Origin of the sequence: Labrenzia sp. VG12, from assembly GCF_002237595.1 — a bacterium.
Lineage (GTDB): Bacteria > Pseudomonadota > Alphaproteobacteria > Rhizobiales > Stappiaceae > Roseibium.
In genome coordinates this window covers 1,696,986-1,720,271 of record NZ_CP022529.1, presented here as the reverse complement: position 1 = coordinate 1,720,271, position 23,286 = coordinate 1,696,986, and the positions used below count along the sequence as shown (strand labels likewise).

Annotated in this window: 34 protein-coding genes; all 34 read left to right on the top strand. The window is 59.2% G+C overall.

Going from position 1 to position 23,286, the window contains the following annotated elements:
- Positions 1-39: 39 nt before the first annotated feature.
- Positions 40-333 (top strand): regulator, encoded by a 294-nt coding sequence (locus CHH27_RS07930; protein WP_094071106.1) that lies wholly within the window; start codon positions 40-42, stop codon positions 331-333.
- Between the two features lie 672 nt (positions 334-1,005).
- A complete protein-coding gene (rpsL, locus tag CHH27_RS07925) occupies positions 1,006-1,377 on the top strand; it encodes a 30S ribosomal protein S12 (protein WP_094071105.1) in 372 nt (123 codons plus the stop codon).
- Positions 1,378-1,389: 12 nt separating this feature from the next.
- Complete coding sequence (gene rpsG / locus CHH27_RS07920; protein WP_094071104.1) at positions 1,390-1,860, top strand: 30S ribosomal protein S7; 471 nt, start codon at positions 1,390-1,392, stop codon at positions 1,858-1,860.
- Between the two features lie 25 nt (positions 1,861-1,885).
- Positions 1,886-3,961, top strand: a complete 2,076-nt coding sequence (gene fusA / locus CHH27_RS07915; RefSeq protein WP_094071103.1) for an elongation factor G — start codon at positions 1,886-1,888, stop codon at positions 3,959-3,961.
- 46 nt (positions 3,962-4,007) lie between these two features.
- A complete protein-coding gene (gene tuf / locus CHH27_RS07910; RefSeq protein ID WP_094071102.1) occupies positions 4,008-5,198 on the top strand; it encodes an elongation factor Tu in 1,191 nt (396 codons plus the stop codon).
- Positions 5,199-5,273: 75 nt separating this feature from the next.
- A complete protein-coding gene (gene rpsJ, locus CHH27_RS07905; RefSeq protein ID WP_006936455.1) occupies positions 5,274-5,582 on the top strand; it encodes a 30S ribosomal protein S10 in 309 nt (102 codons plus the stop codon).
- A 24-nt stretch (positions 5,583-5,606) separates the two neighbouring features.
- On the top strand, positions 5,607-6,317 hold the full coding sequence (gene rplC / locus CHH27_RS07900; RefSeq protein WP_094071101.1) for a 50S ribosomal protein L3: 711 nt from the start codon (positions 5,607-5,609) through the stop codon (positions 6,315-6,317).
- Entirely contained in the window at positions 6,317-6,937 is a 621-nt protein-coding gene (rplD, locus tag CHH27_RS07895) for a 50S ribosomal protein L4 (protein ID WP_094071100.1), read from the top strand. Before rplC ends, rplD begins: the two co-directional genes overlap by 1 nt.
- Positions 6,934-7,227 carry a 50S ribosomal protein L23 gene (locus tag CHH27_RS07890; RefSeq protein WP_029061773.1) on the top strand — a complete coding sequence of 98 codons (294 nt, stop codon included), beginning with the start codon at positions 6,934-6,936 and terminating at the stop codon, positions 7,225-7,227. Before rplD ends, CHH27_RS07890 begins: the two co-directional genes overlap by 4 nt.
- Positions 7,228-7,245: 18 nt before the next feature.
- The gene (gene rplB, locus CHH27_RS07885) at positions 7,246-8,079 is read left to right on the top strand and encodes a 50S ribosomal protein L2 (RefSeq protein ID WP_094071099.1); all 834 of its coding nucleotides are present in this window, start codon (positions 7,246-7,248) and stop codon (positions 8,077-8,079) included.
- Positions 8,080-8,090: 11 nt separating this feature from the next.
- Positions 8,091-8,369: a 30S ribosomal protein S19 gene (gene rpsS, locus CHH27_RS07880; protein WP_022998243.1), complete on the top strand. Its 279-nt coding sequence runs from the start codon at positions 8,091-8,093 to the stop codon at positions 8,367-8,369.
- Between the two features lie 2 nt (positions 8,370-8,371).
- The gene (rplV, locus tag CHH27_RS07875) at positions 8,372-8,752 is read left to right on the top strand and encodes a 50S ribosomal protein L22 (protein ID WP_094071098.1); all 381 of its coding nucleotides are present in this window, start codon (positions 8,372-8,374) and stop codon (positions 8,750-8,752) included.
- Positions 8,752-9,480 carry a 30S ribosomal protein S3 gene (rpsC, locus tag CHH27_RS07870; RefSeq protein ID WP_094071097.1) on the top strand — a complete coding sequence of 243 codons (729 nt, stop codon included), beginning with the start codon at positions 8,752-8,754 and terminating at the stop codon, positions 9,478-9,480. The genes rplV and rpsC overlap by 1 nt, the downstream gene beginning before the upstream one ends.
- Before the next feature lie 47 nt (positions 9,481-9,527).
- Entirely contained in the window at positions 9,528-9,941 is a 414-nt protein-coding gene (gene rplP, locus CHH27_RS07865; protein ID WP_094071096.1) for a 50S ribosomal protein L16, read from the top strand.
- 18 nt (positions 9,942-9,959) lie between these two features.
- Positions 9,960-10,160: a 50S ribosomal protein L29 gene (rpmC, locus tag CHH27_RS07860; RefSeq protein ID WP_094071095.1), complete on the top strand. Its 201-nt coding sequence runs from the start codon at positions 9,960-9,962 to the stop codon at positions 10,158-10,160.
- Positions 10,161-10,170: 10 nt separating this feature from the next.
- Entirely contained in the window at positions 10,171-10,401 is a 231-nt protein-coding gene (gene rpsQ / locus CHH27_RS07855; protein ID WP_094071094.1) for a 30S ribosomal protein S17, read from the top strand.
- A gap of 68 nt (positions 10,402-10,469) precedes the next feature.
- Positions 10,470-10,838, top strand: coding sequence for a 50S ribosomal protein L14 (gene rplN, locus CHH27_RS07850; RefSeq protein ID WP_008191626.1), 369 nt, complete (start codon positions 10,470-10,472; stop codon positions 10,836-10,838).
- On the top strand, positions 10,838-11,155 hold the full coding sequence (rplX, locus tag CHH27_RS07845; protein ID WP_094071093.1) for a 50S ribosomal protein L24: 318 nt from the start codon (positions 10,838-10,840) through the stop codon (positions 11,153-11,155). The genes rplN and rplX overlap by 1 nt, the downstream gene beginning before the upstream one ends.
- Positions 11,148-11,705 carry a 50S ribosomal protein L5 gene (rplE, locus tag CHH27_RS07840; protein ID WP_094071092.1) on the top strand — a complete coding sequence of 186 codons (558 nt, stop codon included), beginning with the start codon at positions 11,148-11,150 and terminating at the stop codon, positions 11,703-11,705. Before rplX ends, rplE begins: the two co-directional genes overlap by 8 nt.
- A gap of 21 nt (positions 11,706-11,726) precedes the next feature.
- Positions 11,727-12,032, top strand: a complete 306-nt coding sequence (gene rpsN / locus CHH27_RS07835; protein ID WP_094071091.1) for a 30S ribosomal protein S14 — start codon at positions 11,727-11,729, stop codon at positions 12,030-12,032.
- A gap of 12 nt (positions 12,033-12,044) precedes the next feature.
- Positions 12,045-12,443: a 30S ribosomal protein S8 gene (rpsH, locus tag CHH27_RS07830; protein ID WP_094071090.1), complete on the top strand. Its 399-nt coding sequence runs from the start codon at positions 12,045-12,047 to the stop codon at positions 12,441-12,443.
- A gap of 41 nt (positions 12,444-12,484) precedes the next feature.
- Positions 12,485-13,018, top strand: a complete 534-nt coding sequence (rplF, locus tag CHH27_RS07825) for a 50S ribosomal protein L6 (RefSeq protein WP_094071089.1) — start codon at positions 12,485-12,487, stop codon at positions 13,016-13,018.
- A gap of 13 nt (positions 13,019-13,031) precedes the next feature.
- Entirely contained in the window at positions 13,032-13,394 is a 363-nt protein-coding gene (gene rplR, locus CHH27_RS07820; RefSeq protein ID WP_094071088.1) for a 50S ribosomal protein L18, read from the top strand.
- A 42-nt stretch (positions 13,395-13,436) separates the two neighbouring features.
- Positions 13,437-14,003, top strand: a complete 567-nt coding sequence (rpsE, locus tag CHH27_RS07815) for a 30S ribosomal protein S5 (RefSeq protein ID WP_094071087.1) — start codon at positions 13,437-13,439, stop codon at positions 14,001-14,003.
- Between the two features lie 41 nt (positions 14,004-14,044).
- Positions 14,045-14,242 (top strand): 50S ribosomal protein L30, encoded by a 198-nt coding sequence (gene rpmD / locus CHH27_RS07810; protein WP_006936433.1) that lies wholly within the window; start codon positions 14,045-14,047, stop codon positions 14,240-14,242.
- A gap of 23 nt (positions 14,243-14,265) precedes the next feature.
- Positions 14,266-14,733, top strand: a complete 468-nt coding sequence (gene rplO, locus CHH27_RS07805) for a 50S ribosomal protein L15 (RefSeq protein ID WP_094071086.1) — start codon at positions 14,266-14,268, stop codon at positions 14,731-14,733.
- Positions 14,734-14,780: 47 nt separating this feature from the next.
- The gene (gene secY / locus CHH27_RS07800; protein ID WP_094071085.1) at positions 14,781-16,112 is read left to right on the top strand and encodes a preprotein translocase subunit SecY; all 1,332 of its coding nucleotides are present in this window, start codon (positions 14,781-14,783) and stop codon (positions 16,110-16,112) included.
- A complete protein-coding gene (locus CHH27_RS07795; RefSeq protein WP_094071084.1) occupies positions 16,109-16,705 on the top strand; it encodes an adenylate kinase in 597 nt (198 codons plus the stop codon). The genes secY and CHH27_RS07795 overlap by 4 nt, the downstream gene beginning before the upstream one ends.
- Positions 16,706-16,882: 177 nt before the next feature.
- Positions 16,883-17,251, top strand: a complete 369-nt coding sequence (gene rpsM, locus CHH27_RS07790) for a 30S ribosomal protein S13 (protein WP_094074593.1) — start codon at positions 16,883-16,885, stop codon at positions 17,249-17,251.
- A 71-nt stretch (positions 17,252-17,322) separates the two neighbouring features.
- Entirely contained in the window at positions 17,323-17,712 is a 390-nt protein-coding gene (gene rpsK / locus CHH27_RS07785; protein WP_006936427.1) for a 30S ribosomal protein S11, read from the top strand.
- Positions 17,713-17,802: 90 nt separating this feature from the next.
- Positions 17,803-18,825, top strand: coding sequence for a DNA-directed RNA polymerase subunit alpha (locus CHH27_RS07780; RefSeq protein ID WP_094071083.1), 1,023 nt, complete (start codon positions 17,803-17,805; stop codon positions 18,823-18,825).
- 76 nt (positions 18,826-18,901) lie between these two features.
- Positions 18,902-19,327, top strand: a complete 426-nt coding sequence (rplQ, locus tag CHH27_RS07775; RefSeq protein WP_094071082.1) for a 50S ribosomal protein L17 — start codon at positions 18,902-18,904, stop codon at positions 19,325-19,327.
- Positions 19,328-19,588: 261 nt separating this feature from the next.
- Positions 19,589-21,691, top strand: a complete 2,103-nt coding sequence (locus CHH27_RS07770; RefSeq protein WP_094071081.1) for a methyl-accepting chemotaxis protein — start codon at positions 19,589-19,591, stop codon at positions 21,689-21,691.
- 143 nt (positions 21,692-21,834) lie between these two features.
- A complete protein-coding gene (locus CHH27_RS07765) occupies positions 21,835-23,286 on the top strand; it encodes a DegQ family serine endoprotease (RefSeq protein WP_094074592.1) in 1,452 nt (483 codons plus the stop codon).

The window sequence follows — 23,286 nt, the reverse complement described above, 5'->3', positions numbered from 1 at the left end:
GGCGGCCTTTCTTGTATCAAGAGCTGGAAGGGGAAACCCATGAACGACAATGACCTCGAACTCGACCCGACCGTTTACATCGTGATTGGCCGGGTCTGGGAAGGTGAAGACGCTTCTCCGGAAGCGGCCATCACCATCCACGCGCTGCTGATGGCGCCCGATGACGACGATGCCGTGCGCAAGACACTGGAATCCCTGTCCGCGCAAGGTTTTGCGGAAGCGGAACTCGACCAGATCGGTGTCATGGACGGTGAACCGGATGATCCGGTCTATGAGGGCGCCTATCAGGATGCGCTTGCCGGTAATGTTGCGATCGTGACCTTCACCGAATAGCGGCATCGAGGACCTGCTCGGCCGGAAGGCAGTTCTGCGGTGAGGGACTGGCTGCAATGCGTTTTCGCACCAGCTGGGACCTTGGGCCGGCGAACGGGCAGGGGAGATCGGGTCGCATCTGGAATCAGGCCGCTTTTTCAAGGAGCAAGATGAGTCGACGGTTGGTCGAACTGATCTGTATTGATCCAATTTGACTGACCTGATTCAGACTTGGTTCAGACTTGTGACGAGTGGAAGAATCCCTCTGCGAAATATTGTTTCAAAAACCGCGTCACAAAGCTGTCGTAAAGTCGCTTATCTGTCGGAAAACGTTCCGGAAATTTGGATTGCCAAAGCGTAAGGCGCAGAAACGCGGTTTTTTGGACAAAGCACTTGACGCAAAGGGTGCATATGAGTAGGTTCCGCGCATCCCAAGGGCAGGCGGTAAGAGTGAAGCCGTCCAGCGCTGAACAAGGCGCAGGACCAAGTCCTCTTAAACGCTGCCGGGTTACATAGGCGAATACGCGTCGATTGCATGACCGCGAGGCAACTCGTGGTCCTCTGGTTTTTCGCAGCGCCTGCCGCTCTTGTCTGAGCGCGCGGGCGCGATTTTGCATGCTTGTTGGCTTGCGGATCAGCGGAGGACTGCAGTTGCATACGAATTTTTTGGATGGACAAGGTAAAGGGCACAGAATGCCGACCATCAACCAGTTGATCCGCAACCCGCGGAAAGTTCCGGCGAAGCGGAACAAGGTGCCGGCCATGGAGGCCTGCCCGCAGAAGCGTGGTGTTTGCACCCGCGTTTACACGACGACGCCGAAGAAGCCGAACTCGGCTCTGCGTAAGGTGGCCAAGATCCGCCTGACCAACGGCTTCGAAGTCATTGGCTACATCCCGGGTGAAGGTCACAACCTTCAGGAACACTCGGTGGTGATGATCCGCGGCGGCCGCGTCAAGGATTTGCCGGGTGTGCGTTACCACATCATCCGTGGTGTGCTTGACACCCAGGGCGTTAAAGATCGTAAGCAGCGTCGTTCGAAATACGGCGCCAAGCGGCCGAAGTAAGGAGCACGTCAGATGTCCCGTCGTCACCGCGCAGAAAAACGCGAAATCAACCCGGATCCGAAGTTCGGGGATATTGTCGTCACCAAGTTCATGAACTCCATCATGTATGACGGCAAGAAGTCTACCGCCGAGCGCATCGTCTACGGTGCCTTCGACGTAGTCGAAAACAAGACCCGCGAGAACCCGATCGAGGTGTTCCACGCTGCTCTTGAGAACGTCATGCCGCAAGTGGAAGTTCGGTCCCGCCGTGTTGGTGGTGCGACCTACCAGGTTCCGGTTGAGGTTCGCACCGATCGCCGTCAGGCGCTCGCAATCCGCTGGTTGATCGCCGCAGCGCGCAACCGCAATGAAACCACGATGGTTGACCGTCTCTCCGGCGAACTGCTCGATGCAGCAAACAACCGTGGTACCGCAGTTAAGAAGCGCGAAGACACGCACCGGATGGCAGACGCCAACCGCGCATTCTCGCACTATCGCTGGTAATAAGTTACTTCGAAGGGCTGACGCTATGTCGCGCACGCATAATATCGAGGACTACCGCAACTTCGGCATCATGGCTCACATCGATGCCGGCAAGACGACGACCACCGAGCGGATCCTCTACTACACGGGTAAGAGCCACAAGATCGGCGAAGTTCATGACGGCGCAGCCACCATGGACTGGATGGAGCAGGAGCAGGAGCGTGGCATCACGATTACCTCTGCTGCGACCACCGCTTTCTGGAAAGAAAAGCGCCTGAACATCATCGACACCCCGGGCCACGTTGACTTCACGATTGAAGTTGAGCGTTCCCTGCGCGTGCTCGACGGTGCCGTCGCTCTTCTGGACGCCAACGCTGGCGTTGAGCCGCAGACCGAAACTGTCTGGCGTCAGGCCGACAAGTACAACGTCCCGCGGATGATCTTCGTCAACAAGATGGACAAGCTGGGCGCAGATTTCGACCGTTGTGTCGAAATGATCCGCAAGCGCCTCGGCTGTACGCCGCTGGTCATGCAGCTGAATGTCGGTGCCGAGAACGAATTCGCCGGCGTTATCGACCTTCTGGAAATGAAGGCCCTGATCTGGCAGTCGGAAAACCTGGGTGCTGCCTGGGACGTTGTCGACATCCCGGCCGATCAGGTTGACCGTGCCCAGGAAGCACGCGATGCGCTGATCGAAACCGTTGTCGAAATCGACGAAGCAGCCATGGAAGCCTACCTGGAAGGCGAAGAGCCCTCCATGGAGACGATCAAGAAGCTGATCCGCAAGGGCACCATCAACAACGACTTTGTTCCGGTATTCTGCGGTTCCGCGTTCAAGAACAAAGGCGTTCAGCCGCTGCTTGACGCTGTCGTCGACTACCTGCCGAGCCCGGTCGAAGTTCCGGCCATTAAAGGCATCGATCCGAAGACCGAAGGCGAAGTCGAGCGCAAGTCCTCTGACGACGAGCCGCTTGGCCTCTTGGCATTCAAGATCGCCAACGACCCGTTTGTCGGTTCCCTGACGTTCTGCCGCATCTACTCCGGTGTCCTGAACAAGGGCGTGTCCCTGCTCAACACCGTGAAAGACAAGCGTGAGCGCGTCGGCCGGATGATGCAAATGCACTCCAACTCCCGTGAAGACATCGACGTGGCCTATGCAGGCGACATCGTTGCGATCGCGGGCCTCAAGGACACCACGACCGGCGACACCTTGTGTGACCCGCTGAAGCCGGTGATCCTGGAGCGCATGGAATTCCCCGAGCCGGTGATCGAGATCGCCGTCGAGCCGAAGACCAAAGGCGACCAGGAAAAGATGGGCCTCGCGCTCAACCGCCTGGCTGCTGAAGATCCGTCCTTCCGCGTCAAGACGGACGAAGAATCCGGTCAGACCATCATCGCCGGTATGGGCGAACTGCACCTGGACATCATCGTCGACCGCATGAAGCGCGAATTCAAGGTCGAGGCCAACATCGGTGCACCGCAGGTTGCCTACCGTGAAACCATCACCAAACAGGCTGAAGTGGATTACACCCACAAGAAACAGTCCGGTGGTTCTGGCCAGTTCGCCCGCATCAAGCTCACCATCGAGCCCGCTGAGCCGAATGAAGGCTATGTGTTCGAGAGCAAGATTGTCGGTGGTAACGTTCCGAAGGAATACATCCCGGGCGTGACCAAGGGTATCGAAAGCGTTATGTCGTCCGGTCCTATTGCCGGCTTCCCGATGCTGGATATCAAGGCGATCCTGACCGACGGTGCATACCACGACGTTGACTCCTCTGTGCTCGCCTTCGAAATCGCCGGCCGTGCCGGCTTCCGCGAAGCGATCCAGAAGGCCGGCCCGAAACTGCTCGAGCCGATCATGAAGGTCGAGGTTGTCACCCCGGAAGACTACATGGGTGATGTGATTGGTGACCTGAACTCCCGCCGCGGCCAGATCGCCGGTACGGAAAACCGGGGCATCGTGACTGTCATCACCGCAATGGTACCGCTGGCCAACATGTTTGGTTACGTGAACAACCTGCGTTCCATGTCCCAGGGCCGCGCGCAGTACTCGATGGTGTTCGATCACTACGAGCAGGTGCCGCAGGCTGTCGCCGAAGAGGTTCAGGCGAAATACGCCTGATCCCACCTCTTGAAGTCAAAAAGAATTAGAGAAACGGAGTAATCCGATGGCGAAAGAAAAATTTGAGCGCAATAAGCCGCACGTTAACATTGGCACGATTGGCCACGTTGACCACGGCAAGACCACGCTGACCGCTGCAATCACCATGACGCTGGCTGAAGCCGGTGGTGCTGAAGCGAAAGCCTATGATGAGATCGACGGCGCGCCGGAAGAAAAGGCACGCGGCATCACCATCTCCACGGCACACGTTGAGTATGAGACGGACAACCGTCACTACGCCCACGTCGACTGCCCGGGCCACGCTGACTACGTGAAGAACATGATCACCGGTGCTGCCCAGATGGACGGCGCGATCCTGGTGTGTTCTTCCGCAGACGGCCCGATGCCGCAGACCCGTGAGCACATCCTGCTCGCCCGTCAGGTCGGCGTTCCGGCTCTGGTTGTCTTCATGAACAAGGTCGACCAGGTCGACGATGAAGAGCTGCTTGAGCTGGTTGAAATGGAAATCCGCGAGCTGCTGTCTTCCTACGAGTTCCCGGGCGACGACATTCCGATCGTCAAGGGTTCTGCTCTGGCAGCCGTTGAGAACCGCGATCCGGCCATCGGCCGTGACGCGATCCGTGAGCTGATGGCTCAGGTTGACGACTACATCCCGACGCCTGAGCGTCCGAAGGATCAGCCGTTCCTGATGCCGATCGAAGACGTGTTCTCGATCTCCGGCCGCGGTACCGTTGTGACCGGCCGTGTTGAGCGCGGTGTGATCAACGTGGGTGAAGAAGTCGAGATCGTCGGCATCAAGGACACCACCAAGACCACCGTTACCGGTGTTGAAATGTTCCGCAAGCTGCTGGACAGCGGTGAAGCAGGCGACAACATCGGCGCCCTGATCCGCGGCATCGGCCGCGAGGATGTTGAGCGTGGCCAGGTTCTTTGCAAGCCGGGTTCTGTGACCCCGCACACGAAGTTCAAGGCCGAAGCCTACATCCTCACCAAGGAAGAAGGTGGTCGTCACACCCCGTTCTTCACCAACTACCGCCCGCAGTTCTACTTCCGTACGACGGACGTGACCGGTGTGGTGTCCCTGCCGGAAGGCACGGAAATGGTGATGCCGGGCGACAACGTCTCCGTTGACGTTGAGCTGATCGTGCCGATCGCCATGGAAGAAGGCCTGCGCTTCGCTATCCGCGAAGGTGGCCGTACCGTCGGCGCCGGCGTCGTCGCATCCATCATCGAATAATCGACAGCCGGGCCTGCCGGCGAAACTGAATTTGGTTACGCGGGCAGGCCCGCAGATTTGTTGGGAACAATAACAATGAACGGTCAGAACATCCGGATCCGCCTCAAGGCGTTTGACCACCGTATTCTGGACGCCTCCACCAAGGAGATCGTCAATACGGCCAAGCGGACCGGTGCTCAGGTACGGGGTCCCGTGCCGCTGCCGACGCGGATCGAGAAGTACACCGTGCTTCGCGGACCGCATATCGATAAGAAAAGCCGCGATCAGTTCGAGATGCGTACGCACAAGCGTCTTCTCGACATCGTCGATCCGACTCCCCAGACCGTGGACGCGCTGATGAAGCTCGACCTGGCGGCTGGTGTCGACGTCGAGATCAAGCTGTAAGCCGGTTCGAAGGGGACACATCCAATGCGTTCTGGAGTGATCGCTCAGAAAGTGGGCATGACCCGCATCTACAACGATGCAGGTGAGCATGTTCCGGTCACCGTGCTGCGGCTGGAAAATTGCCAGGTCGTTGCTCAGCGGACTGATGAAAAGAATGGTTACACTGCACTGCAACTCGGTGCAGGTACCCGCAAGGTTAAGAACACGCCGAAGGCGCTGCGTGGCCACTTTGCAGTTGCAAAGGTCGAGCCGAAGCGGACCGTCGCCGAATTCCGCGTTTCCGCGGACAACCTGATCGACGTTGGTGCGGTGCTGACCGCTGACCACTATGTCGAAGGTCAGTTCGTCGACGTGACCGGCACCTCCATCGGTAAGGGTTTTGCCGGTGCAATGAAGCGTCACAACTTTGGTGGTGGCCGCGCATCGCACGGTAACTCGATCTCGCACCGTTCGCACGGTTCCACCGGTCAGTGTCAGGACCCGGGCCGCGTGTTCAAGGGCAAGAAAATGGCCGGTCACATGGGTGATGCCCGCGTGACCACGCAGAACCTGAAGGTTGTGCGCACTGATGTTGAGCGTGGCCTGATCATGGTCGAGGGCTCTGTTCCGGGCGCCAAGGGCGGCTGGATCCTGGTCCGCGACGCGATCAAAAAGGCGCTGCCGGAAAACGTTCCGGTTCCGGGTGCTTTCAAGGCGTCCGAAGCGACTGAGGCTGCCGGGAAGGAGAGTGAGTGATGGAACTCCAGGTCAAGACCCTCGAAGGTGGGGCGGCCGGTTCGATCACGGTGTCTGACGAGATCTTCGGTCTCGAGCCGCGCACCGATTTGATCCACCGTGTGGTGCGCTGGCAGCTGGCGAAACGCCAGGCCGGCACCCACAAGACGCTGCAACGTTCGGAAGTTTCCGGCACGACGAAGAAATTCGTTCGCCAGAAAGGCTCCGGCGGCGCACGTCACGGCAACAAGAAGGCCCCGCAGTTCCGCGGTGGTGGCAAGGCATTCGGCCCGATCGTTCGCGATCACGGCCATGACCTGCCGAAGAAGGTTCGCGCCCTCGGCCTGAAGCACGCTCTGTCGGCAAAAGCAAAGACAGACAGCATCGTTGTCGTTGAAGACGCCAAGGCTGCTGAAGCCAAGACCAAGGCTCTGAAGGCCCAGCTGAACAAGCTCGGCCTGACCAGCGCTCTGGTCATCGACGGCGCCGAAGTCGACAACAACTTCGCACTGGCCTCCCGCAACATCCCGCATCTGGATGTGCTGCCGGTTCAGGGCATCAACGTTTACGACATCCTGCGGGCCAACACCCTGGTGTTGACCAAGGCTGCGGTGTCCGCACTTGAGGAGCGCTTCAAATGAGCAAACTTCCTCATTACGACAAGATTGTCGGCCCGGTGATCACCGAAAAGTCGACGATGGCTTCTGAAGAGAACAAGGTTGTCTTCAAGGTTGCAAACGATGCGACCAAGCCGGAAATCAAGGCCGCAGTCGAAGCACTGTTCGGTGTCAAGGTCACGGCAGTGAATACCCTGGTCCGCAAGGGCAAGGTGAAGCGCTTCCGCGGTCGCCTTGGCCGTCAGTCCGACTTCAAGAAGGCCGTCGTTACGCTGCAGGAAGGTCACGGCATCGACGTGACCACCGGGCTCTAAGACGGGGACCAGAAGAAAATGGCACTTAAGACATTCAACCCGACGTCCCCAGGCCGCCGTCAGCTGGTACAGGTTGACCGCTCCGGTCTGTGGAAGGGCAAGCCGGTCAAGACCCTGACCGAAGGCCTGTCCAAGTCCGGTGGCCGCAACAACACCGGCCGCCTGACGTCTCCGAACCGCGGTGGCGGTCACAAGCGGACTTACCGTCTTGTGGACTTCAAGCGCCGCAAGTGGGACGTACCGGCAACGGTCGAGCGCATGGAATACGATCCGAACCGGACCGCGTTCATCGCTCTGATCCGCTACGAAGACGGTGAACTGAGCTACATCCTGGCGCCGCAGCGCCTGGCTGAAGGCGACACCGTTGTTGCTGGCGAAAACGTCGACGTGAAGCCGGGCAACGCAGCACCGCTGTCGCGCATTCCGGTCGGCACGATCGTGCACAACATCGAACTGAAGCCCGGCAAGGGCGCTCAGATCGCCCGCTCTGCCGGTGCGTTCGTTCAGATCGTTGGCCGCGACCAGGGTTACACCACGCTTCGCCTGATGTCTGGCGAACAGCGCCGTGTGCTCGGTACTTGCATGGCAACCATTGGCGCCGTGTCCAACCCGGACCACGCCAACGTGAACCTCGGCAAGGCTGGCCGTTCCCGCTGGCTTGGCATTCGTCCGCATACCCGCGGTGTTGCCATGAACCCGATCGACCACCCGCATGGTGGTGGTGAAGGCCGGACTTCCGGTGGTCGTCATCCGGTTACCCCTTGGGGCAAACCGACCAAAGGTAAGCGCACGCGGCGCAATAAGCAGACTGATAAGTATATCGTCCGCAGCCGCCACGCGCGTAAGAAGTAAAGGGCAAGATCGTGGCACGTTCGATCTGGAAAGGTCCGTTTGTCGACGGGTATCTGCTGAAGAAAGCGGACAAGGTACGTGAGTCCGGCCGGAACGAGGTCATCAAGACCTGGAGCCGCCGCTCGACGATCCTGCCGCAGTTCGTCGGTTTGACCTTCGGCGTCTACAACGGTCAAAAGCACGTTCCGGTGCTGGTGTCTGAAGAGATGATTGGTCACAAGTTCGGCGAGTTCTCGCCGTCCCGGACCTACTACGGACACGGCGCCGACAAGAAGGCGAAGAGGAAGTAACGATGGGCAAGCCGAAGAGTGAGCGGACGCTCGCTGACAATGAGGCTCGGGCAATGACGCGGATGATCCGCGTCTCCCCCCGTAAGCTGAACCTCGTTGCGGCCTCGATCCGTGGCAAAAAGGTCGGCTCCGCGATTGCGGACCTGACATTCTCCCGCAAGCGCATCGCGCAGGATGTCAAGAAGACCCTGATGTCCGCCATTGCCAACGCGGAAAACAACCATGACCTGGACATCGACAACCTGGTGGTTGCCGAAGCTCATGTTGGCAAGGCTTTTGTCATCAAGCGTTTCCAGGCCCGTGCACGCGGACGTGTTGGCCGGATCGAGAAGCCTTTCTCGAACCTGACCATCGTCGTGCGCGAAGTTGAGGAGACTGCCTGATGGGACACAAGACAAACCCGATCGGCATGCGCCTCGGGATCAACCGCACCTGGGATTCCCGCTGGTATGCAAACAAGAACGAATACGGCGATCTTCTGCACGAAGATTTCCGCATCCGTGAACTGCTGCTGAAGGAACTGAAGCAGGCTGCGGTGTCCAAAGTGGTCATCGAACGTCCGCACAAGAAGTGCCGCGTGTCCATCCATTCCGGTCGTCCGGGTGTGGTCATCGGCAAGAAGGGTGCTGACATCGAGCGTCTTCGCAAGAAGATCGCCGACATCACCAATTCCGAAGTGCACATCAACATCGTTGAAGTGCGCAAGCCGGAAATCGATGCGACCCTGGTTGCCGCGTCTATCGCTCAGCAGCTGGAACGCCGTGTTGCCTTCCGCCGCGCCATGAAGCGGGCCGTTCAGTCCGCCATGCGTCTCGGCGCCCAGGGCATCCGGATCAACTGCGGCGGCCGTCTCGGCGGTGCGGAAATTGCTCGTATCGAATGGTATCGCGAAGGTCGCGTGCCGCTCCACACCCTGCGTGCCGACATCGACTACGGTGTTGCCAGCGCTCACACGGCTTACGGCGTGTGCGGTGTGAAGGTCTGGATCTTCAAGGGTGAAATTCTGGAACACGACCCGATGGCGTCTGAACGCCGTGCGACGTCTGCTTCCGAAGGTAACCAGGGTGATCGCGGCGGACGCCGGGATCGGGGCCGCGAGCGCGCAGCTTAATTCAAGCTGCCTGCCGCTCGTAAGATAAGAAAGACGAGAGAAGAACGATGCTGCAACCGAAGCGCACTAAGTTCCGCAAGCAGCACAAAGGCCGCATCCACGGCTTGTCGAAGGGGGGCACCGACCTCAACTTCGGCGCGTTCGGTCTGAAGGCTGTTGAGCCGGAGCGTGTGACTGCACGTCAGATCGAAGCGGCCCGTCGTGCTATGACCCGCCACATGAAGCGTGCGGGTCGTGTTTGGATCCGGATCTTCCCGGACGTGCCGGTTTCGTCGAAGCCTGCTGAAGTCCGCATGGGTAAGGGTAAGGGTTCTCCGGATTACTGGGCTTGCCGCGTCAAGCCGGGCCGGATCATGTTCGAGATTGACGGTGTGTCGGAAGAGATCGCACGCGAAGCGATGCGTCTTGCCGCTGCCAAACTGCCGATCAAATGCCGTTTCGTTCAGCGTATCGGCGAGTAAGGCAGAGGAGTTTAAGCCATGAAGGCGACCGATGTACGGGCTAAGACCCTCGACGAGCTCCGCACGGAACTCGAGGGCCTGAAGAAAGAGCAGTTCAACCTGCGCTTCCAGAAGGCTACGGGTCAGCTTGAAAACACTGCGCGTGTCCGGCAGATCCGCCGCGACATCGCGCGTATCCAGACGATCATGCGCGAGAAGCGCGTGTCGGCGAACGCGTAAGGAGACGGCCATGCCGAAGCGTATCCTGCAGGGCACCGTTGTCAGCGACGCCAATGACAAAACGGTGACGGTGAACGTGGAGCGCCGCTTCACGCACCCGCTGCTCAAGAAGACTGTGCGCCGGACGAAGAAGTACCGCGCACATGACGAAAACAACCAGTACAAGGTTGGCGATTCTGTTCAGATTGAAGAGTGCTCGCCGATCTCGAAAAACAAGCGTTGGACCGTGGTCACTCAGTGACCGCTGTTCAATAGTGAGCATCAGGCGCTCGTGACCCGAGCGCCAAGAAAAGAACAAGGCAGCCAGTCATGATTCAGATGCAAACAAACCTCGACGTCGCCGACAATTCCGGCGCCCGTCGTGTCATGTGCATCAAAGTGCTCGGCGGCTCCAAGCGTAAATATGCCCAGGTAGGCGACATCATCGTCGTCTCCGTCAAAGAGGCTATTCCGCGGGGCCGCGTCAAGAAGGGCGACGTGATGAAGGCTGTCGTCGTGCGCACGGCAAAGGATATCCGCCGTCCCGATGGCAGCGTGATCCGGTTCGACCGCAATGCGGCCGTGCTGGTCAACAACAACAAGGAGCCTGTCGGCACCCGTATCTTTGGTCCGGTGCCGCGTGAACTCCGCGCAAAGAACCACATGAAGATCATTTCGCTCGCGCCGGAGGTGCTCTGATGGCTGCGAAAATTAAAAAAGGCGACACGGTGGTCGTGCTGACCGGCCGTGACAAGGGTAAATCCGGCGAAGTCGTTCAGATGCTGCCGGCCGACAACAAGGCCCTGGTCCGCGGAATCAACATGGTCCGCCGTCACCAGAAGCAAACCCAGACGCAGGAAGCTGGCATCGTGGCCAAGGAAGCTCCGATCCACCTGTCCAACATCGCGCTGGCCGATCCGAAGGACGGCAAGGCGACCCGCGTCGGCTTCAAGGTGCAGGAAGACGGCACCAAGGTTCGTGTGGCCAAGCGCTCGGGAGACCTGATCGATGGCTGAGACCACTTACGTGCCGCGTCTCAAGACGCATTATGATGAAGTCGTGCGCAAGCAGCTTCTTGAGAAGTTCCAGTACAAGAACGTCATGCAGGTTCCGCAGCTGGAAAAAATCGTCCTGAACATCGGTGTCGGTGAGGCAGTTGGCGATTCCAAGAAGGCGCGCACCGCTGCTGAAGACCTTGCGGCAATCGCCGGTCAGAAGCCGGTCATCACCAAGGCCAAGAAATCCATCGCGACCTTCAAGGTCCGCGAAGGCATGCCGCTGGGTGCCAAGGTGACCCTGCGCCGCCAGCAGATGTTCGAATTCATGGATCGCCTGATCACCATCGCGCTGCCGCGCGTTCGTGACTTCCGTGGTCTGAATCCGAAGAGCTTCGACGGTCGCGGCAACTACGCCATGGGCATCAAAGAACACATCGTGTTCCCGGAAATCGAGTACGACAAGGTCGACCAGATCTGGGGTATGGACGTGATCGTTTGCACCACGGCGCCGACGGATGACGAGGCGCGCGAGCTTCTGCGCGCGTTCAACTTCCCGTTCACGAAGTAACGGGCAAGGAAGGGAACGACGATGGCGAAGAAAAGCGCAGTCGAAAAAAACAAGCGCCGCGAGAAGCTTGTCAAGAAATACGCTGAGAAGCGCGCTGCTCTGAAGGCAATGGCTAAAGATGAAAGCCTGTCCCTGGAAGAGCGCTACAACGCCCGCCTGAAGCTGGCGAAACTGCCGCGGAACTCCGCGCCGAACCGCGTTCGCAACCGTTGCGAAGTGTCCGGCCGTCCGCGCGGTTTCTACCGCAAGCTGAAGATGTCGCGTATTGCGCTTCGTGAACTGGGCTCCCTGGGCAAGATCCCGGGCCTGGTCAAGTCGAGCTGGTAAGGAGAAACTCCGATGGCAATTTCTGATCCGTTGGGGGATATGCTGACCCGGATTCGCAACGCGCAGATGCGTCGCAAGAACAAGGTCAGTTCACCAAAATCCAAATTGCGTGCACATGTACTTGATGTGCTGGCAAAAGAGGGTTACATCCGTGGCTACACCACGGTGGAATACGAGGGCGGTAAGTCCGAGTTGGAAATCGAACTGAAGTATTTCGACGGTGAGCCGGTTATCCGCACGATTGAGCGGGTATCCAAGCCGGGTCGCCGCGTGTACTCGTCGGTGAAAAACATCCCGCATGTCTCTAATGGCCTGGGCGTGTCGATCATTTCGACCCCGCGCGGTGTCATGAGCGACCATCAGGCGCGTGATGAAAACGTAGGTGGTGAGGTTCTTTGCCGCGTCTTCTGACGCGGCATCCTCGCTTTTGAAACAACGACAAGGTTGGTCAAATGTCTCGTATTGGCAAAAAGCCAGTCCCCGTGCCGAGCGGGGTAACGGCATCGATCGACGGTCAGACAGTTGTGATCAAGGGCCCGAAAGGCGAAAAGTCTTTCGTGCTTAATGATCTCGTTCTGGCCGAAATGACGGATGATGGGATCAAAGTCGATCCGGTCAACAACTCCAAGCCGGCCCGCTCCATGTGGGGCATGAGCCGGACCATGGTGCAGAACCTGATCACGGGTGTCACCGAGGGCTTCAAGAAAGACCTCGCCATCACCGGTGTCGGTTACCGCGCACAGGTCCAGGGTCAAAATCTTCAGCTGGCGCTGGGTTTCTCGCACGATGTTGTCTATCCGATTCCGGAAGGCATCGAAATCAAGTGCCCGAAACCGACGGAAATCAACATCACCGGCACCGACAAACAGCGTGTCGGCCAGGTGGCTGCTGAAATCCGCGAATTCCGCCCGCCGGAGCCGTACAAAGGCAAAGGCGTTCGTTATGCAGACGAGTTCATCGTCCGCAAAGAAGGCAAGAAGAAGTAACGGACCTTAGATCATGGCGAATAGCAAACAAGCTTTCGAGCGCCGCCGCGATCGCGTGCGTCGTTCGATCCAGAAAGCCGCGAACGGTCGTCCGCGCCTTTCTGTCTTCCGCTCGTCCAAGCAGATCTATGCCCAGATCATCGACGATGCGAAGGGGCACACCATTGCCTCTGCTTCTACGATCGAGTCGGATCTCAAGGGCAGCCTGAAAACAGGCGCCGACGTTGCAGCTGCTGCTGCCGTTGGCAAGCTTGTTGCCGAGCGCGCAGTCGCTGCCGGCGTCAAGCAAGTCGTGTTTGACCGTGGCGGGTACATGTTTCACGGGCGCGTCAAGGCGCTTGCTGATGCGGCCCGCGAAGGTGGACTTGAATTCTGATCAGCGCTCTTGAAGCGCTCTTAAGAACGGAAGACAAATAAAATGGCGAGACAGGAAAATCGCGATCGCGACGAGCGAGACAGCGAATTCGTCGACAAGCTCGTTCACATCAACCGCGTTGCCAAGGTGGTCAAGGGTGGCCGTCGTTTCGGCTTTGCCGCACTGGTAGTGGTTGGTGATCAGAAGGGCCGTGTCGGCTTCGGTCATGGCAAGGCACGTGAAGTGCCGGAAGCCATCCGGAAAGCAACTGAAGCTGCAAAGCGCACCATGATCCGTGTGCCGCTGCGCGAGGGCCGGACCCTTCACCACGATGTGGAAGGCCGTCACGGCGCTGGCAAGGTTCTGCTGCGTGCGGCTCCGGCCGGTACCGGTATCATCGCAGGCGGCCCGATGCGTGCCGTTTTCGAAACGCTCGGTGTTCAGGACGTTGTGGCCAAGTCGCTGGGGACTTCCAACCCCTACAACATGGTTCGTGCAACCTTTGACGCACTGACCAAGGAAGACAGCCCGCGCTCCGTCGCTGCCCGCCGTGGCCTCAAGGTCTCGGTTCTGCAGTCCCGGCGTCGTGACAACACCGATGATGCGGCTCCGGCTGCTGCCGAGGCTTGATCTCGGCGGCTCCGGTCCCCAGCTGATAGAGGGTAGGTTCCATGGCGAACACCGAAAAGACTGTAACGGTCGAACAGATCGGCAGCCCGCTGCGCCGTCCTAAGGACCAGCGCGCGACGCTTGTCGGTCTCGGCCTGAACAAGATGCACCGCCGTTCCACACTGAAGGACACTCCTGAAGTGCGCGGCATGATCAATAAGGTCCAGCATCTCGTTCGCGTCGTCGAAGACAACGCATAAGAACGGGGTGAGGAGATAAGAACATGAAGCTCAACGAACTTCGTGACAATGAAGGTGCCGTAAAAGACCGCATGCGTGTCGGTCGCGGCATCGGGTCCGGCAAGGGCAAGACTGGTGGCCGTGGTGTCAAGGGTCAGAAGTCCCGTTCCGGCGTTGCCATCAAAGGCTTTGAAGGCGGTCAGATGCCGCTTCACCGCCGTCTGCCGAAGCGCGGCTTCACGAACATTTTTGCCAAGGACTACAACACTGTGTCCGTCGGCCGTGTTCAGAAGGCGATCGACGCAGGCAAGCTGAACGCGTCCGAGACGGTTACCGTCGAAGCGCTGAAGGCTGCAGGTGTAGTCAAGCGGGTCCGCGACGGTGTGCGCATCGTTGCCAACGGTGAACTCACCGCTGCAGTGACCTTCGAAGTTGCCGGTGCCTCCAAGGGCGCTGTTGCAGCGATCGAAAAAGCAGGCGGCAAGGTAGCCGTCCTGGGAGCTCAGGCTTAACAGCCTGGGCTTCACCCATTTCCTGGGCAAGCATACCGGAGTAGGGCATGGCATCCGCCGCCGAGCAACTGGCGTCAAATCTCAATTTCTCAGCTTTCGCCAAGGCTGAAGAACTCAAAAAGCGCATCTGGTTCACACTGGGGGCGCTTTTGGTTTATCGACTGGGCACTTACATTCCGCTGCCCGGCATCAATCCTGAAGCTTTCGCGCAGGCCTTCAGCCAGGCCCAGTCCGGCATTATCGGCATGTTCAACATGTTTGCCGGTGGTGCGGTCGAGCGCATGGCGATCTTCGCCCTCGGCATCATGCCGTATATTTCCGCCTCCATTATCATGCAGCTCATGACGACTGTCGTCCCGACGCTTGAGCAGATGAAGAAGGAAGGCGAGCAGGGCCGGAAAGTCATCAACCAGTACACCCGCTACGGAACTGTCATCCTGGCAGCATTCCAGGCCTACGGCATTGCGGTCGGACTGGAAAGCGCGACCAACGTCGTCACCGATCCGGGCTGGTTCTTCCGGGCGTCCACGGTGATCACGCTGGTCGGCGGAACCATGTTCCTGATGTGGCTGGGTGAGCAGATCACGTCGCGCGGCATCGGTAACGGTATCTCGCTGATCATCTTTGCCGGCATTGTCGCCGGTCTGCCGTCGGCGGTGGTGCAGACGCTTGAACTTGGCCGTCAGGGCTCTCTTGCGACCTGGATCATTTTGGCCGTCATCATCCTGGCAGTGGTCGTCATCGGCTTTATCGTGTTCATGGAACGCGCGCAGCGCCGGCTTCTGATCCAGTATCCGAAGCGCCAGATGGGCAACCGCATGTTCGAGGGCAATACCTCGTTCCTGCCGCTCAAGCTGAACACCGCCGGTGTGATTCCGCCGATCTTTGCTTCGTCTCTGCTGCTGGTGCCTGCGACCTTGTCCGGGTTCGGCCAGGGCGGCGGCAATGAATGGCTGACCTACATCACTGCGGCGCTTGGTCACGGGCAACCGCTGTTCATGGTCTTTTACGCAGCCATGATCATCTTCTTCTGTTTCTTCTACACCGCGATTGTCTTCAATCCGAGCGACACCGCGGACAACCTGAAGAAACATGGCGGTTTCATTCCGGGTATCCGCCCGGGTGAGCGTACGGCGCAGTACATTGACTTCGTTCTCACGCGCATTACGGTGGTAGGTGCCATTTACATCACCATCGTTTGTCTATTACCCGAATTCCTCATTTCGGCGACAGGCGTTCCGTTCTATTTCGGGGGAACCTCTCTGCTGATTGTCGTAAGTGTGACAATGGATACCGTGTCACAGATCCAGGGTCACCTGCTTGCGCATCAGTATGAAGGTCTGGTGAAAAAAGCGAAGCTCAGGGGGAAACGTCGATGAGGCTAATTCTGGTAGGACCGCCAGGAGCGGGGAAGGGGACGCAGGCAGCGCATCTTGTTGCCAAATACGGCATCCCGCAGCTCTCCACCGGAGACATGCTGCGGGCGGCGGTTGCGGCCCAGACCCCGGTCGGCCTCAAGGCCAAGGAAGCAATGGATTCCGGTGGCCTTGTCTCCGACGAGATCGTGGTCGGCATTATCCGGGACCGGATTGCCGAAGACGACGCCAAGGGCGGTTTTATCCTGGATGGTTTCCCGCGGACCGTGGCTCAGGCCGATGCGCTTGCGCAGATGCTTCAGCAGGGCAACGTGAAGATCAACGCGGTTCTCGAGCTGCGTGTCGACCAGAACAACCTGGTCGACCGGATCATCAAGCGGGCAGAAGATGCCAAGGCAGCCGGTCAGCCGGTGCGCAAGGACGACGACCCGGAAGTGTTCAAGCAACGTCTTGAGGAATACAACCGCTACACCGCAGATGTGGTGCCCTATTACGAGAAGGCAGGTCTGCTTTCCGTAATCGATGGCATGCAGTCCATTGAACAAGTAACGGCCTCGATAGAATCCGTTCTTCAAGGACTTGACGAAAAGGTTTAGAGCCGTTAAACGACGCGCTCTACCTAACAGTTGAGCCGGTTCCATGTAAGTGGGACCGGCATTCTCTGTGCCGGGGCTAACCCGGCATTTTCGTACCCGCAAGGGCCGGACTCCACCGGACGCGGGCATTACCCACTGCGATCAGGCCTTGGCCCGACGCATAACATGGAGACGAACGTGGCACGTATTGCTGGCGTTAACATCCCGACGAACAAGCGCGTTGTCATCGCGCTTCAGTATATCCACGGCATTGGCAAGAAATATGCCCAGGAAATCATCGAAAAGAACAACATCGATGCTGCCCGCCGTGTGAACGAGCTTTCCGACGCAGAAGTGCTGTCCATCCGTGAAACCATCGACCGCGACTACCTCGTGGAAGGTGATCTTCGCCGCGACACCGCCATGAACATCAAGCGTCTGATGGACCTTGGCTGCTACCGCGGCCTGCGTCACCGCCGCGGCCTGCCGGTTCGCGGTCAGCGGACGCACACGAACGCCCGTACCCGCAAGGGTCCGGCGAAACCGATCGCTGGTAAGAAGAAATAATCATCGCCCCGCGATTGGTGGTGGAGCTGCCGGCATTACGGCAGTGACGAGATCAATACAAGGATAACAGAATGGCTAAAGACACGACGCGCGTGCGTCGCCGCGAACGCAAGAACATCTCTTCTGGCGTTGCGCATGTGAACTCCACGTTCAACAACACCATGATCACGATCACCGATGCCCAGGGCAACGCGATCTCCTGGTCGTCCGCTGGTGCACTCGGCTTCAAGGGCTCCCGTAAGTCCACGCCGTATGCCGCCCAGGTTGCTGCTGAAGACGCTGCCAAGAAAGCTGCCGAACACGGCATGCGCACTCTGGAAGTTGAAGTCCGTGGTCCCGGTTCTGGCCGTGAATCTGCTCTGCGCGCCCTGCAGGCTGCCGGTTTCCTGATTACGTCCATCCGTGACGTGACGCCGATTCCGCACAATGGCTGCCGTCCGCGTAAGCGTCGCCGCGTCTAAGGCTCTTCGGCTTTAGGTACCTGTTTCTCCAAATGGCAAAGAATGGCTCGGCCTTGATCAGCCGGGCGGGATAGCCGAAGGGACGAAAACGTGACCATTCAGAAAAACTGGCAAGAACTGATCAAGCCGACCAAACTCGAGATCAAGCCGGGTGAAGATCCGCGCTTCTTGGCAACTGTTGTTGCCGAGCCGCTCGAGCGTGGCTACGGGCTGACACTGGGCAATGCCCTGCGCCGTATCCTGCTGTCCTCGCTTCAGGGCGCAGCAGTGACCGCGGTTCAGATCGATGGCGTTCTCCACGAGTTCTCGTCGATCCCGGGTGTCCGGGAAGATGTCACCGACATCGTGCTCAACATCAAGGAAATCGCCATCCGCATGGAAGGTGAAGGTCCGAAGCGCATGGTCGTGCGCAAGCAGGGCCCTGGTGTTGTGACCGCAGGTGACATCCAGACCGTTGGCGATGTCGAGGTTCTCAACCCGGAACTGGTGCTCTGCACGCTCGATGAAGGCGCTGAAATCCGCATGGAATTCACCGTCAACACCGGCAAGGGCTACCATTCTTCCGACCGGAACCGTCCGGAAGATGCGCCGATCGGCCTGATCCCGGTCGACAGCCTGTACTCCCCGGTCAAGAAGGTCTCCTACAAGGTGGAAAACACCCGTGAAGGCCAGGTTCTTGACTATGATAAGCTGACCCTGACCGTCGAAACCGATGGTTCCGTCAAGCCGGATGATGCCGTGGCGTTCGCTGCTCGCATTCTGCAGGATCAGCTGTCCATCTTCGTCAACTTCGAAGAGCCGCAGCGCGAAGTCGCCGAGGACACTGTCCCGGAACTTGCGTTCAACCCGGCCCTTCTCAAGAAGGTCGACGAACTGGAACTGTCTGTCCGGTCTGCAAACTGCCTGAAGAACGACAATATCGTGTATATTGGCGATCTCATTCAGAAGACCGAAGCGGAAATGCTGCGGACCCCGAATTTCGGCCGCAAGTCGCTCAACGAGATCAAGGAAGTTCTCGCCCAGATGGGTCTCCATCTCGGCATGGAAGTCGCCAACTGGCCGCCGGAGAACATCGACGATCTCGCCAAGCGCTACGAAGACCATCAGTACTAAGGGGCGCACGCGTCCCTGTTAGGATCAACCGGGAAAGTGCTTCAGGCAGACTTCCCGAAAGGAAAAGGAGAGGGCCATGCGCCACGGTAAATCCGGCCGCAAGCTCAACCGGACCTCTAGCCACCGCAAGGCTATGTTCGCAAACATGGCAGCGTCGCTGATCAAACACGAACAGATCGTCACGACCCTGCCGAAGGCTAAAGAAATGAAGCCGATCATCGACAAGCTCATCACCCTGGGCAAGCGCGGTGATCTCCATGCACGTCGCCAGGCCATTTCGCAGATTCGCGACACGGCCATGGTTGCCAAGCTCTTTGAAACGCTCGGCGAGCGTTACAAGGACCGCAACGGCGGCTATTCCCGCGTTCTGAAAGCCGGCTTCCGCTATGGCGACAACGCTCCGATGGCTGTCATCGAGCTGGTCGATCGCGATCCGGAAGCACGCGGTGCTGAAGACCGTGCACGTGTAGAAGCTGAAGAAGCTGCTGAAAACGCAGCGTAAGTTTCTCCACATCGCAAGTATCTGAAAAGGCGGGCGCTATGCCCGCCTTTTTGTTTTGCCGGTATAGTGCCCGATCTGCCGCGCTGTGCCGGATAGTGAGACCGCCGATTATCAATGATTTAAGGAAAACTGCCTAACCTGAAAGCATGCCTCGTGGAGATGTGCGAGAGGCTGGGGAGAACTACTGTGATCGGCTCAAAGAATTCTGGTGCGAAGAAAAGCTCGCCTTCTCTTCGTCTTTCATTTGTCATTCCGGCATTGATGATCGTTGTAACCGTTGCGGCTTGCACGGCGGTCGGCGTTATCGGTTACATGACCGGGCGTGACGGCTTGCAAAAAGCGGCCGAAGCGGAACTTGGCATGGTCATTACGGCGCGCAGTGCGCTGTTGGAATCCCGCCTGCATGCGGCCGAATCCGAGATTGTGAATCTTGCCTCCAGTGTTGCTGATCCGCTCAGCAATCTCGGCAACGCCACGATGAATCTCTCCAAGGAAAAGGAAGAGATTCTGAGCCTGTTCCACGCCCCAACGACACCGGAAGAACGTGCGGCCGTTACGGGAACCGAGCAGAAGACCATGTATGCCTGGCGCCACTCCGAAGCGCACCCGGCCTTCTACAACGTCTGGAAGAATGGCGGTTACGCGGATATCTACCTGCTCGACCCGGCAGGGCTGGTTCTCTATTCCGTGACAAAGGGCGATGAATTCCTGTCCAAGCTGGGTGAGGGCAGCGCCGCCGACAACACAGGTCTTCAGACCGTTTTCAACGCAGCCAAGGAACTGGGAGAGGGCGAGATCGCCTCCAGCAGCTTTGAACAGTATGGCCCGGCTGGTGACGAAGGGTCCCTGTTCATCGCTTCTCCGGTTTTCATGAATTCATTTGGTGCAGTCAGCCTGAGCGGCGTTGCCGTGATGCGCCTCGATGCCGGCTTCCTGAACAACGTCGTTGCCAATCGGGATGACCTGGGCGAAACCGGCCAGGTCTATGTGGTTGACGGCGAGGGCCTCGTCTTGAGCGACATGCCGCTCGCGGACGCACCGACGGCGCTCGTGGCAACCACGGACGCAGCACCCGTTCTGGCGGCGACCGGCGGTCTGGAAACAGCAGAGATTGTCACCGGCGCCGACGGTGTGGCCGACCTGATGGTGGCGCGGCCGCTGTCCTTCCAGGGGCAGAGCTGGGCGATCGTGGCCGAGAAGAGTGTCGAGGAGACACTCTCTGCCGTCACCAACATGCGTGACCAGATGTTCATGTGGTCGCTGGCCACTATTGCCGTGGCGACGGTTATCGCGCTCCTGTTCTCGCGTTCCATCACCGGACCGCTGACAACGCTTGTCGGTGCCTTGAATGCGATTGCATCCGGTGATCTCGGTGCGGAAATCAAGGCGGCAAACCGCAAGGACGAAATCGGTGACATTGGCCGTGCCGTTCTGCAGATCCGCCAGAATGCGGCTGAGGAAAACGAACGCCGTGCCGCTGAAGAATCTGAAGAAGCGCAGCGGCAGGCAGAGCAACGCCAGGAAATGCTGGCGAGCCTTGCGGGCGATTTCGAAGCGACCGTCGGCACCGTTGTTGATCGTGTTGCACAATCGGCCGGCAAACTGCGCGAATCGGCCAACAACATGCGCAGCATGACCGACAGTGCCGGCGAAACGTCAGCCAATGCGGCGACCATGTCGGAAGAGACGCTGGCGGAAGTGGAATCCATCGCCGCCGCGTCCGATCAGTTGTCCAGCTCGATCCAGGAAATCTCCACCCTGATCGAACGCTCCTCGGGCGTGGCAGCGGAAGCCACCAAGCGGGCCGAGACGACCAACGAAACCGTCAAGTCGCTCGCGGAAGCCGCCAACCGGATCGGTGAAGTTGTGACGTTGATCTCCGACATTGCCGATCAGACCAACCTGCTTGCGCTCAATGCCACCATCGAGGCGGCCAGAGCCGGTGAAGCGGGCAAGGGCTTCGCGGTTGTTGCTTCCGAGGTCAAGGACCTGGCAGCACAGACCGGCAAGGCGACCGGCGAAATCCAGCAGCAGATCGATGCAATCCGCGGTGCGACGGACGATGCCGTGGGTGCTATCGGCGACATCCAGAAAACCATCGACGACATCACGCAGTCGGTGAGCGAGGTCGCGGCAGCGGTGACAGAGCAGAGTTATGCGACCCAGGGCATTGCGGAAAACACCCAGCGGGCAGCCGGCGGCACCTCCAAGGTGACCGAAGACATCCGCAACGTGTCGTCGCTGTCCAACGACACCAACATGGCGGCGCAGAACTTCTCCGAAGAAGCTGCCGATATGGCCAACCAGGCTGACGAGCTTGACCGCGAAGTGCGCAGTTTCCTGTCCCAGGTTCGCTCCGCCTGACGGCCAACGGCCAGAGCCAGGCACAAAAGACCGTGAAGGCCGCCGGAAACCCGGCGGCCTTTCGCTTTTGTATTTGCCTCTCTTCCACCCTATCTGCCATGTATCGCCATGGTCACGAAAGAATCGAAAAAGAGGCACCCCCCATGCGCCTGACACTCTCCGGCTCCGTCCGCTCGCTGACGACCTTGCTCCTGGCAGGCCTGATCGGCGTGTCTTCGGTCTCAGCACAGACGGCCCAACCCTCCGCTGCGGATCTGCGCCTGGTTCCCCAGAGCGATGCCCAGATTAAATTGTCCTTTGCACCGATCGTGAAACAGGTCGCACCGGCCGTGGTCAATGTCTATGCGAGCCGCAAGGTCGTGCAGCGACAGCGTGTGTCGCCGTTTTTCGATGACCCGTTCTTTCGCCGTTTCTTCGGCCAGCCGGGAGGTCGCTTCGACCGCCCGCGGGAACGCGTTGAATCCTCGCTCGGATCCGGTGTGATCATCTCGGCGGACGGCACCGTGATCACCAACCACCACGTCATCAAGGATGCGGACGAGGTCCGTGTGGCGCTGAACGATCGGCGGGAGTTTGATGCCGACATCGTTCTGCTGGACGAGCGCACCGACCTTGCGGTTCTGAAGATCCGCGGGGAGGGCCCTTTCGAGCACGTGGCATTTGCCGCTTCCGACAGCCTGGAAGTTGGCGACATCGTGCTGGCGATTGGCAACCCGTTCGGTGTCGGGCAGACGGTGACCCAGGGCATTGTTTCTGCAACCGCACGGACACAGGTGGGCGTAACCGACTTTCAGTTCTTCATCCAGACCGACGCGGCCATCAATCCAGGCAATTCCGGTGGTGCCCTGGTCGACATGACCGGTCGGTTGGTTGGCATCAACACGGCGATCTTCTCGCGCTCCGGCGGCTCCAACGGCATCGGTTTTGCAATCCCGGCGCATATGGCCCGGTTTGTGGCCCGTGCGGCCGATCAGGGCGGCAAGGTGCAGCGGCCGTGGCTTGGCGCAACGGTGCAGCAGGTCAATGCCGAAATTGCAGAGGCCCTGTCTCTCGACAGGCCGCAGGGCGTTCTCGTCACCGCCGTTTTCGAAGGTTCGCCTGCGCATGAGGCAGGGTTGCGGGTCAGCGATCTGGTGATTGCGATTGAAGGCAAGGAGGTCACAGACCCGAATTCCTTCGGCTACCGGTTTGCCACCAAGATGATTGGTGAGGAAACGGAATTTCTTGTTGTCCGGAGCGGCAAGGAAGTGGTTCTGCCCGTTTCCCTGAAACCCGCACCGGAAACCGTGCCGCGTGACACGCGGGAGCTGCTTGAGTTCTCGCCCTTTGAGGGGGCGACCGTCATGAACCTGTCTCCGGCCGTGTCCACCGAGCTCGGACTGGACGGCCTGTTTGAAGGTGTCGTGATTGCCGCGGTCAACCGGGGCAGCACGGCGAATCAGGTCGGTCTGCGGCCGGGCGACATCGTGCGCGCCGTGAATGATCAGCAGATCAAGACGACGCGCATGCTGGAAACCGTGACCAAGACACCTCCGCGCGTCTGGCGGCTGGAGATCGAGCGCGACGGCAAGGTGTCCCAACTCGTTCTGCGCTAG

Bases quoted from the DNA above. Each gene is read 5' to 3' on its own strand.
- CHH27_RS07930 (WP_094071106.1), top strand. From the start codon at position 40: ATGAACGACAATGACCTCGAACTCGACCCGACCGTTTACATCGTGATT.
- rpsL (WP_094071105.1), top strand. From the start codon at position 1,006: ATGCCGACCATCAACCAGTTGATCCGCAACCCGCGGAAAGTTCCGGCG.
- rpsG (WP_094071104.1), top strand. From the start codon at position 1,390: ATGTCCCGTCGTCACCGCGCAGAAAAACGCGAAATCAACCCGGATCCG.
- fusA (WP_094071103.1), top strand. From the start codon at position 1,886: ATGTCGCGCACGCATAATATCGAGGACTACCGCAACTTCGGCATCATG.
- tuf (WP_094071102.1), top strand. From the start codon at position 4,008: ATGGCGAAAGAAAAATTTGAGCGCAATAAGCCGCACGTTAACATTGGC.
- rpsJ (WP_006936455.1), top strand. From the start codon at position 5,274: ATGAACGGTCAGAACATCCGGATCCGCCTCAAGGCGTTTGACCACCGT.
- rplC (WP_094071101.1), top strand. From the start codon at position 5,607: ATGCGTTCTGGAGTGATCGCTCAGAAAGTGGGCATGACCCGCATCTAC.
- rplD (WP_094071100.1), top strand. From the start codon at position 6,317: ATGGAACTCCAGGTCAAGACCCTCGAAGGTGGGGCGGCCGGTTCGATC.
- CHH27_RS07890 (WP_029061773.1), top strand. From the start codon at position 6,934: ATGAGCAAACTTCCTCATTACGACAAGATTGTCGGCCCGGTGATCACC.
- rplB (WP_094071099.1), top strand. From the start codon at position 7,246: ATGGCACTTAAGACATTCAACCCGACGTCCCCAGGCCGCCGTCAGCTG.
- rplV (WP_094071098.1), top strand. From the start codon at position 8,372: ATGGGCAAGCCGAAGAGTGAGCGGACGCTCGCTGACAATGAGGCTCGG.
- rpsC (WP_094071097.1), top strand. From the start codon at position 8,752: ATGGGACACAAGACAAACCCGATCGGCATGCGCCTCGGGATCAACCGC.
- rplP (WP_094071096.1), top strand. From the start codon at position 9,528: ATGCTGCAACCGAAGCGCACTAAGTTCCGCAAGCAGCACAAAGGCCGC.
- rpmC (WP_094071095.1), top strand. From the start codon at position 9,960: ATGAAGGCGACCGATGTACGGGCTAAGACCCTCGACGAGCTCCGCACG.
- rpsQ (WP_094071094.1), top strand. From the start codon at position 10,171: ATGCCGAAGCGTATCCTGCAGGGCACCGTTGTCAGCGACGCCAATGAC.
- rplN (WP_008191626.1), top strand. From the start codon at position 10,470: ATGATTCAGATGCAAACAAACCTCGACGTCGCCGACAATTCCGGCGCC.
- rplX (WP_094071093.1), top strand. From the start codon at position 10,838: ATGGCTGCGAAAATTAAAAAAGGCGACACGGTGGTCGTGCTGACCGGC.
- rplE (WP_094071092.1), top strand. From the start codon at position 11,148: ATGGCTGAGACCACTTACGTGCCGCGTCTCAAGACGCATTATGATGAA.
- rpsN (WP_094071091.1), top strand. From the start codon at position 11,727: ATGGCGAAGAAAAGCGCAGTCGAAAAAAACAAGCGCCGCGAGAAGCTT.
- rpsH (WP_094071090.1), top strand. From the start codon at position 12,045: ATGGCAATTTCTGATCCGTTGGGGGATATGCTGACCCGGATTCGCAAC.
- rplF (WP_094071089.1), top strand. From the start codon at position 12,485: ATGTCTCGTATTGGCAAAAAGCCAGTCCCCGTGCCGAGCGGGGTAACG.
- rplR (WP_094071088.1), top strand. From the start codon at position 13,032: ATGGCGAATAGCAAACAAGCTTTCGAGCGCCGCCGCGATCGCGTGCGT.
- rpsE (WP_094071087.1), top strand. From the start codon at position 13,437: ATGGCGAGACAGGAAAATCGCGATCGCGACGAGCGAGACAGCGAATTC.
- rpmD (WP_006936433.1), top strand. From the start codon at position 14,045: ATGGCGAACACCGAAAAGACTGTAACGGTCGAACAGATCGGCAGCCCG.
- rplO (WP_094071086.1), top strand. From the start codon at position 14,266: ATGAAGCTCAACGAACTTCGTGACAATGAAGGTGCCGTAAAAGACCGC.
- secY (WP_094071085.1), top strand. From the start codon at position 14,781: ATGGCATCCGCCGCCGAGCAACTGGCGTCAAATCTCAATTTCTCAGCT.
- CHH27_RS07795 (WP_094071084.1), top strand. From the start codon at position 16,109: ATGAGGCTAATTCTGGTAGGACCGCCAGGAGCGGGGAAGGGGACGCAG.
- rpsK (WP_006936427.1), top strand. From the start codon at position 17,323: ATGGCTAAAGACACGACGCGCGTGCGTCGCCGCGAACGCAAGAACATC.
- rplQ (WP_094071082.1), top strand. From the start codon at position 18,902: ATGCGCCACGGTAAATCCGGCCGCAAGCTCAACCGGACCTCTAGCCAC.
- CHH27_RS07770 (WP_094071081.1), top strand. From the start codon at position 19,589: ATGATCGTTGTAACCGTTGCGGCTTGCACGGCGGTCGGCGTTATCGGT.
- CHH27_RS07765 (WP_094074592.1), top strand. From the start codon at position 21,835: ATGCGCCTGACACTCTCCGGCTCCGTCCGCTCGCTGACGACCTTGCTC.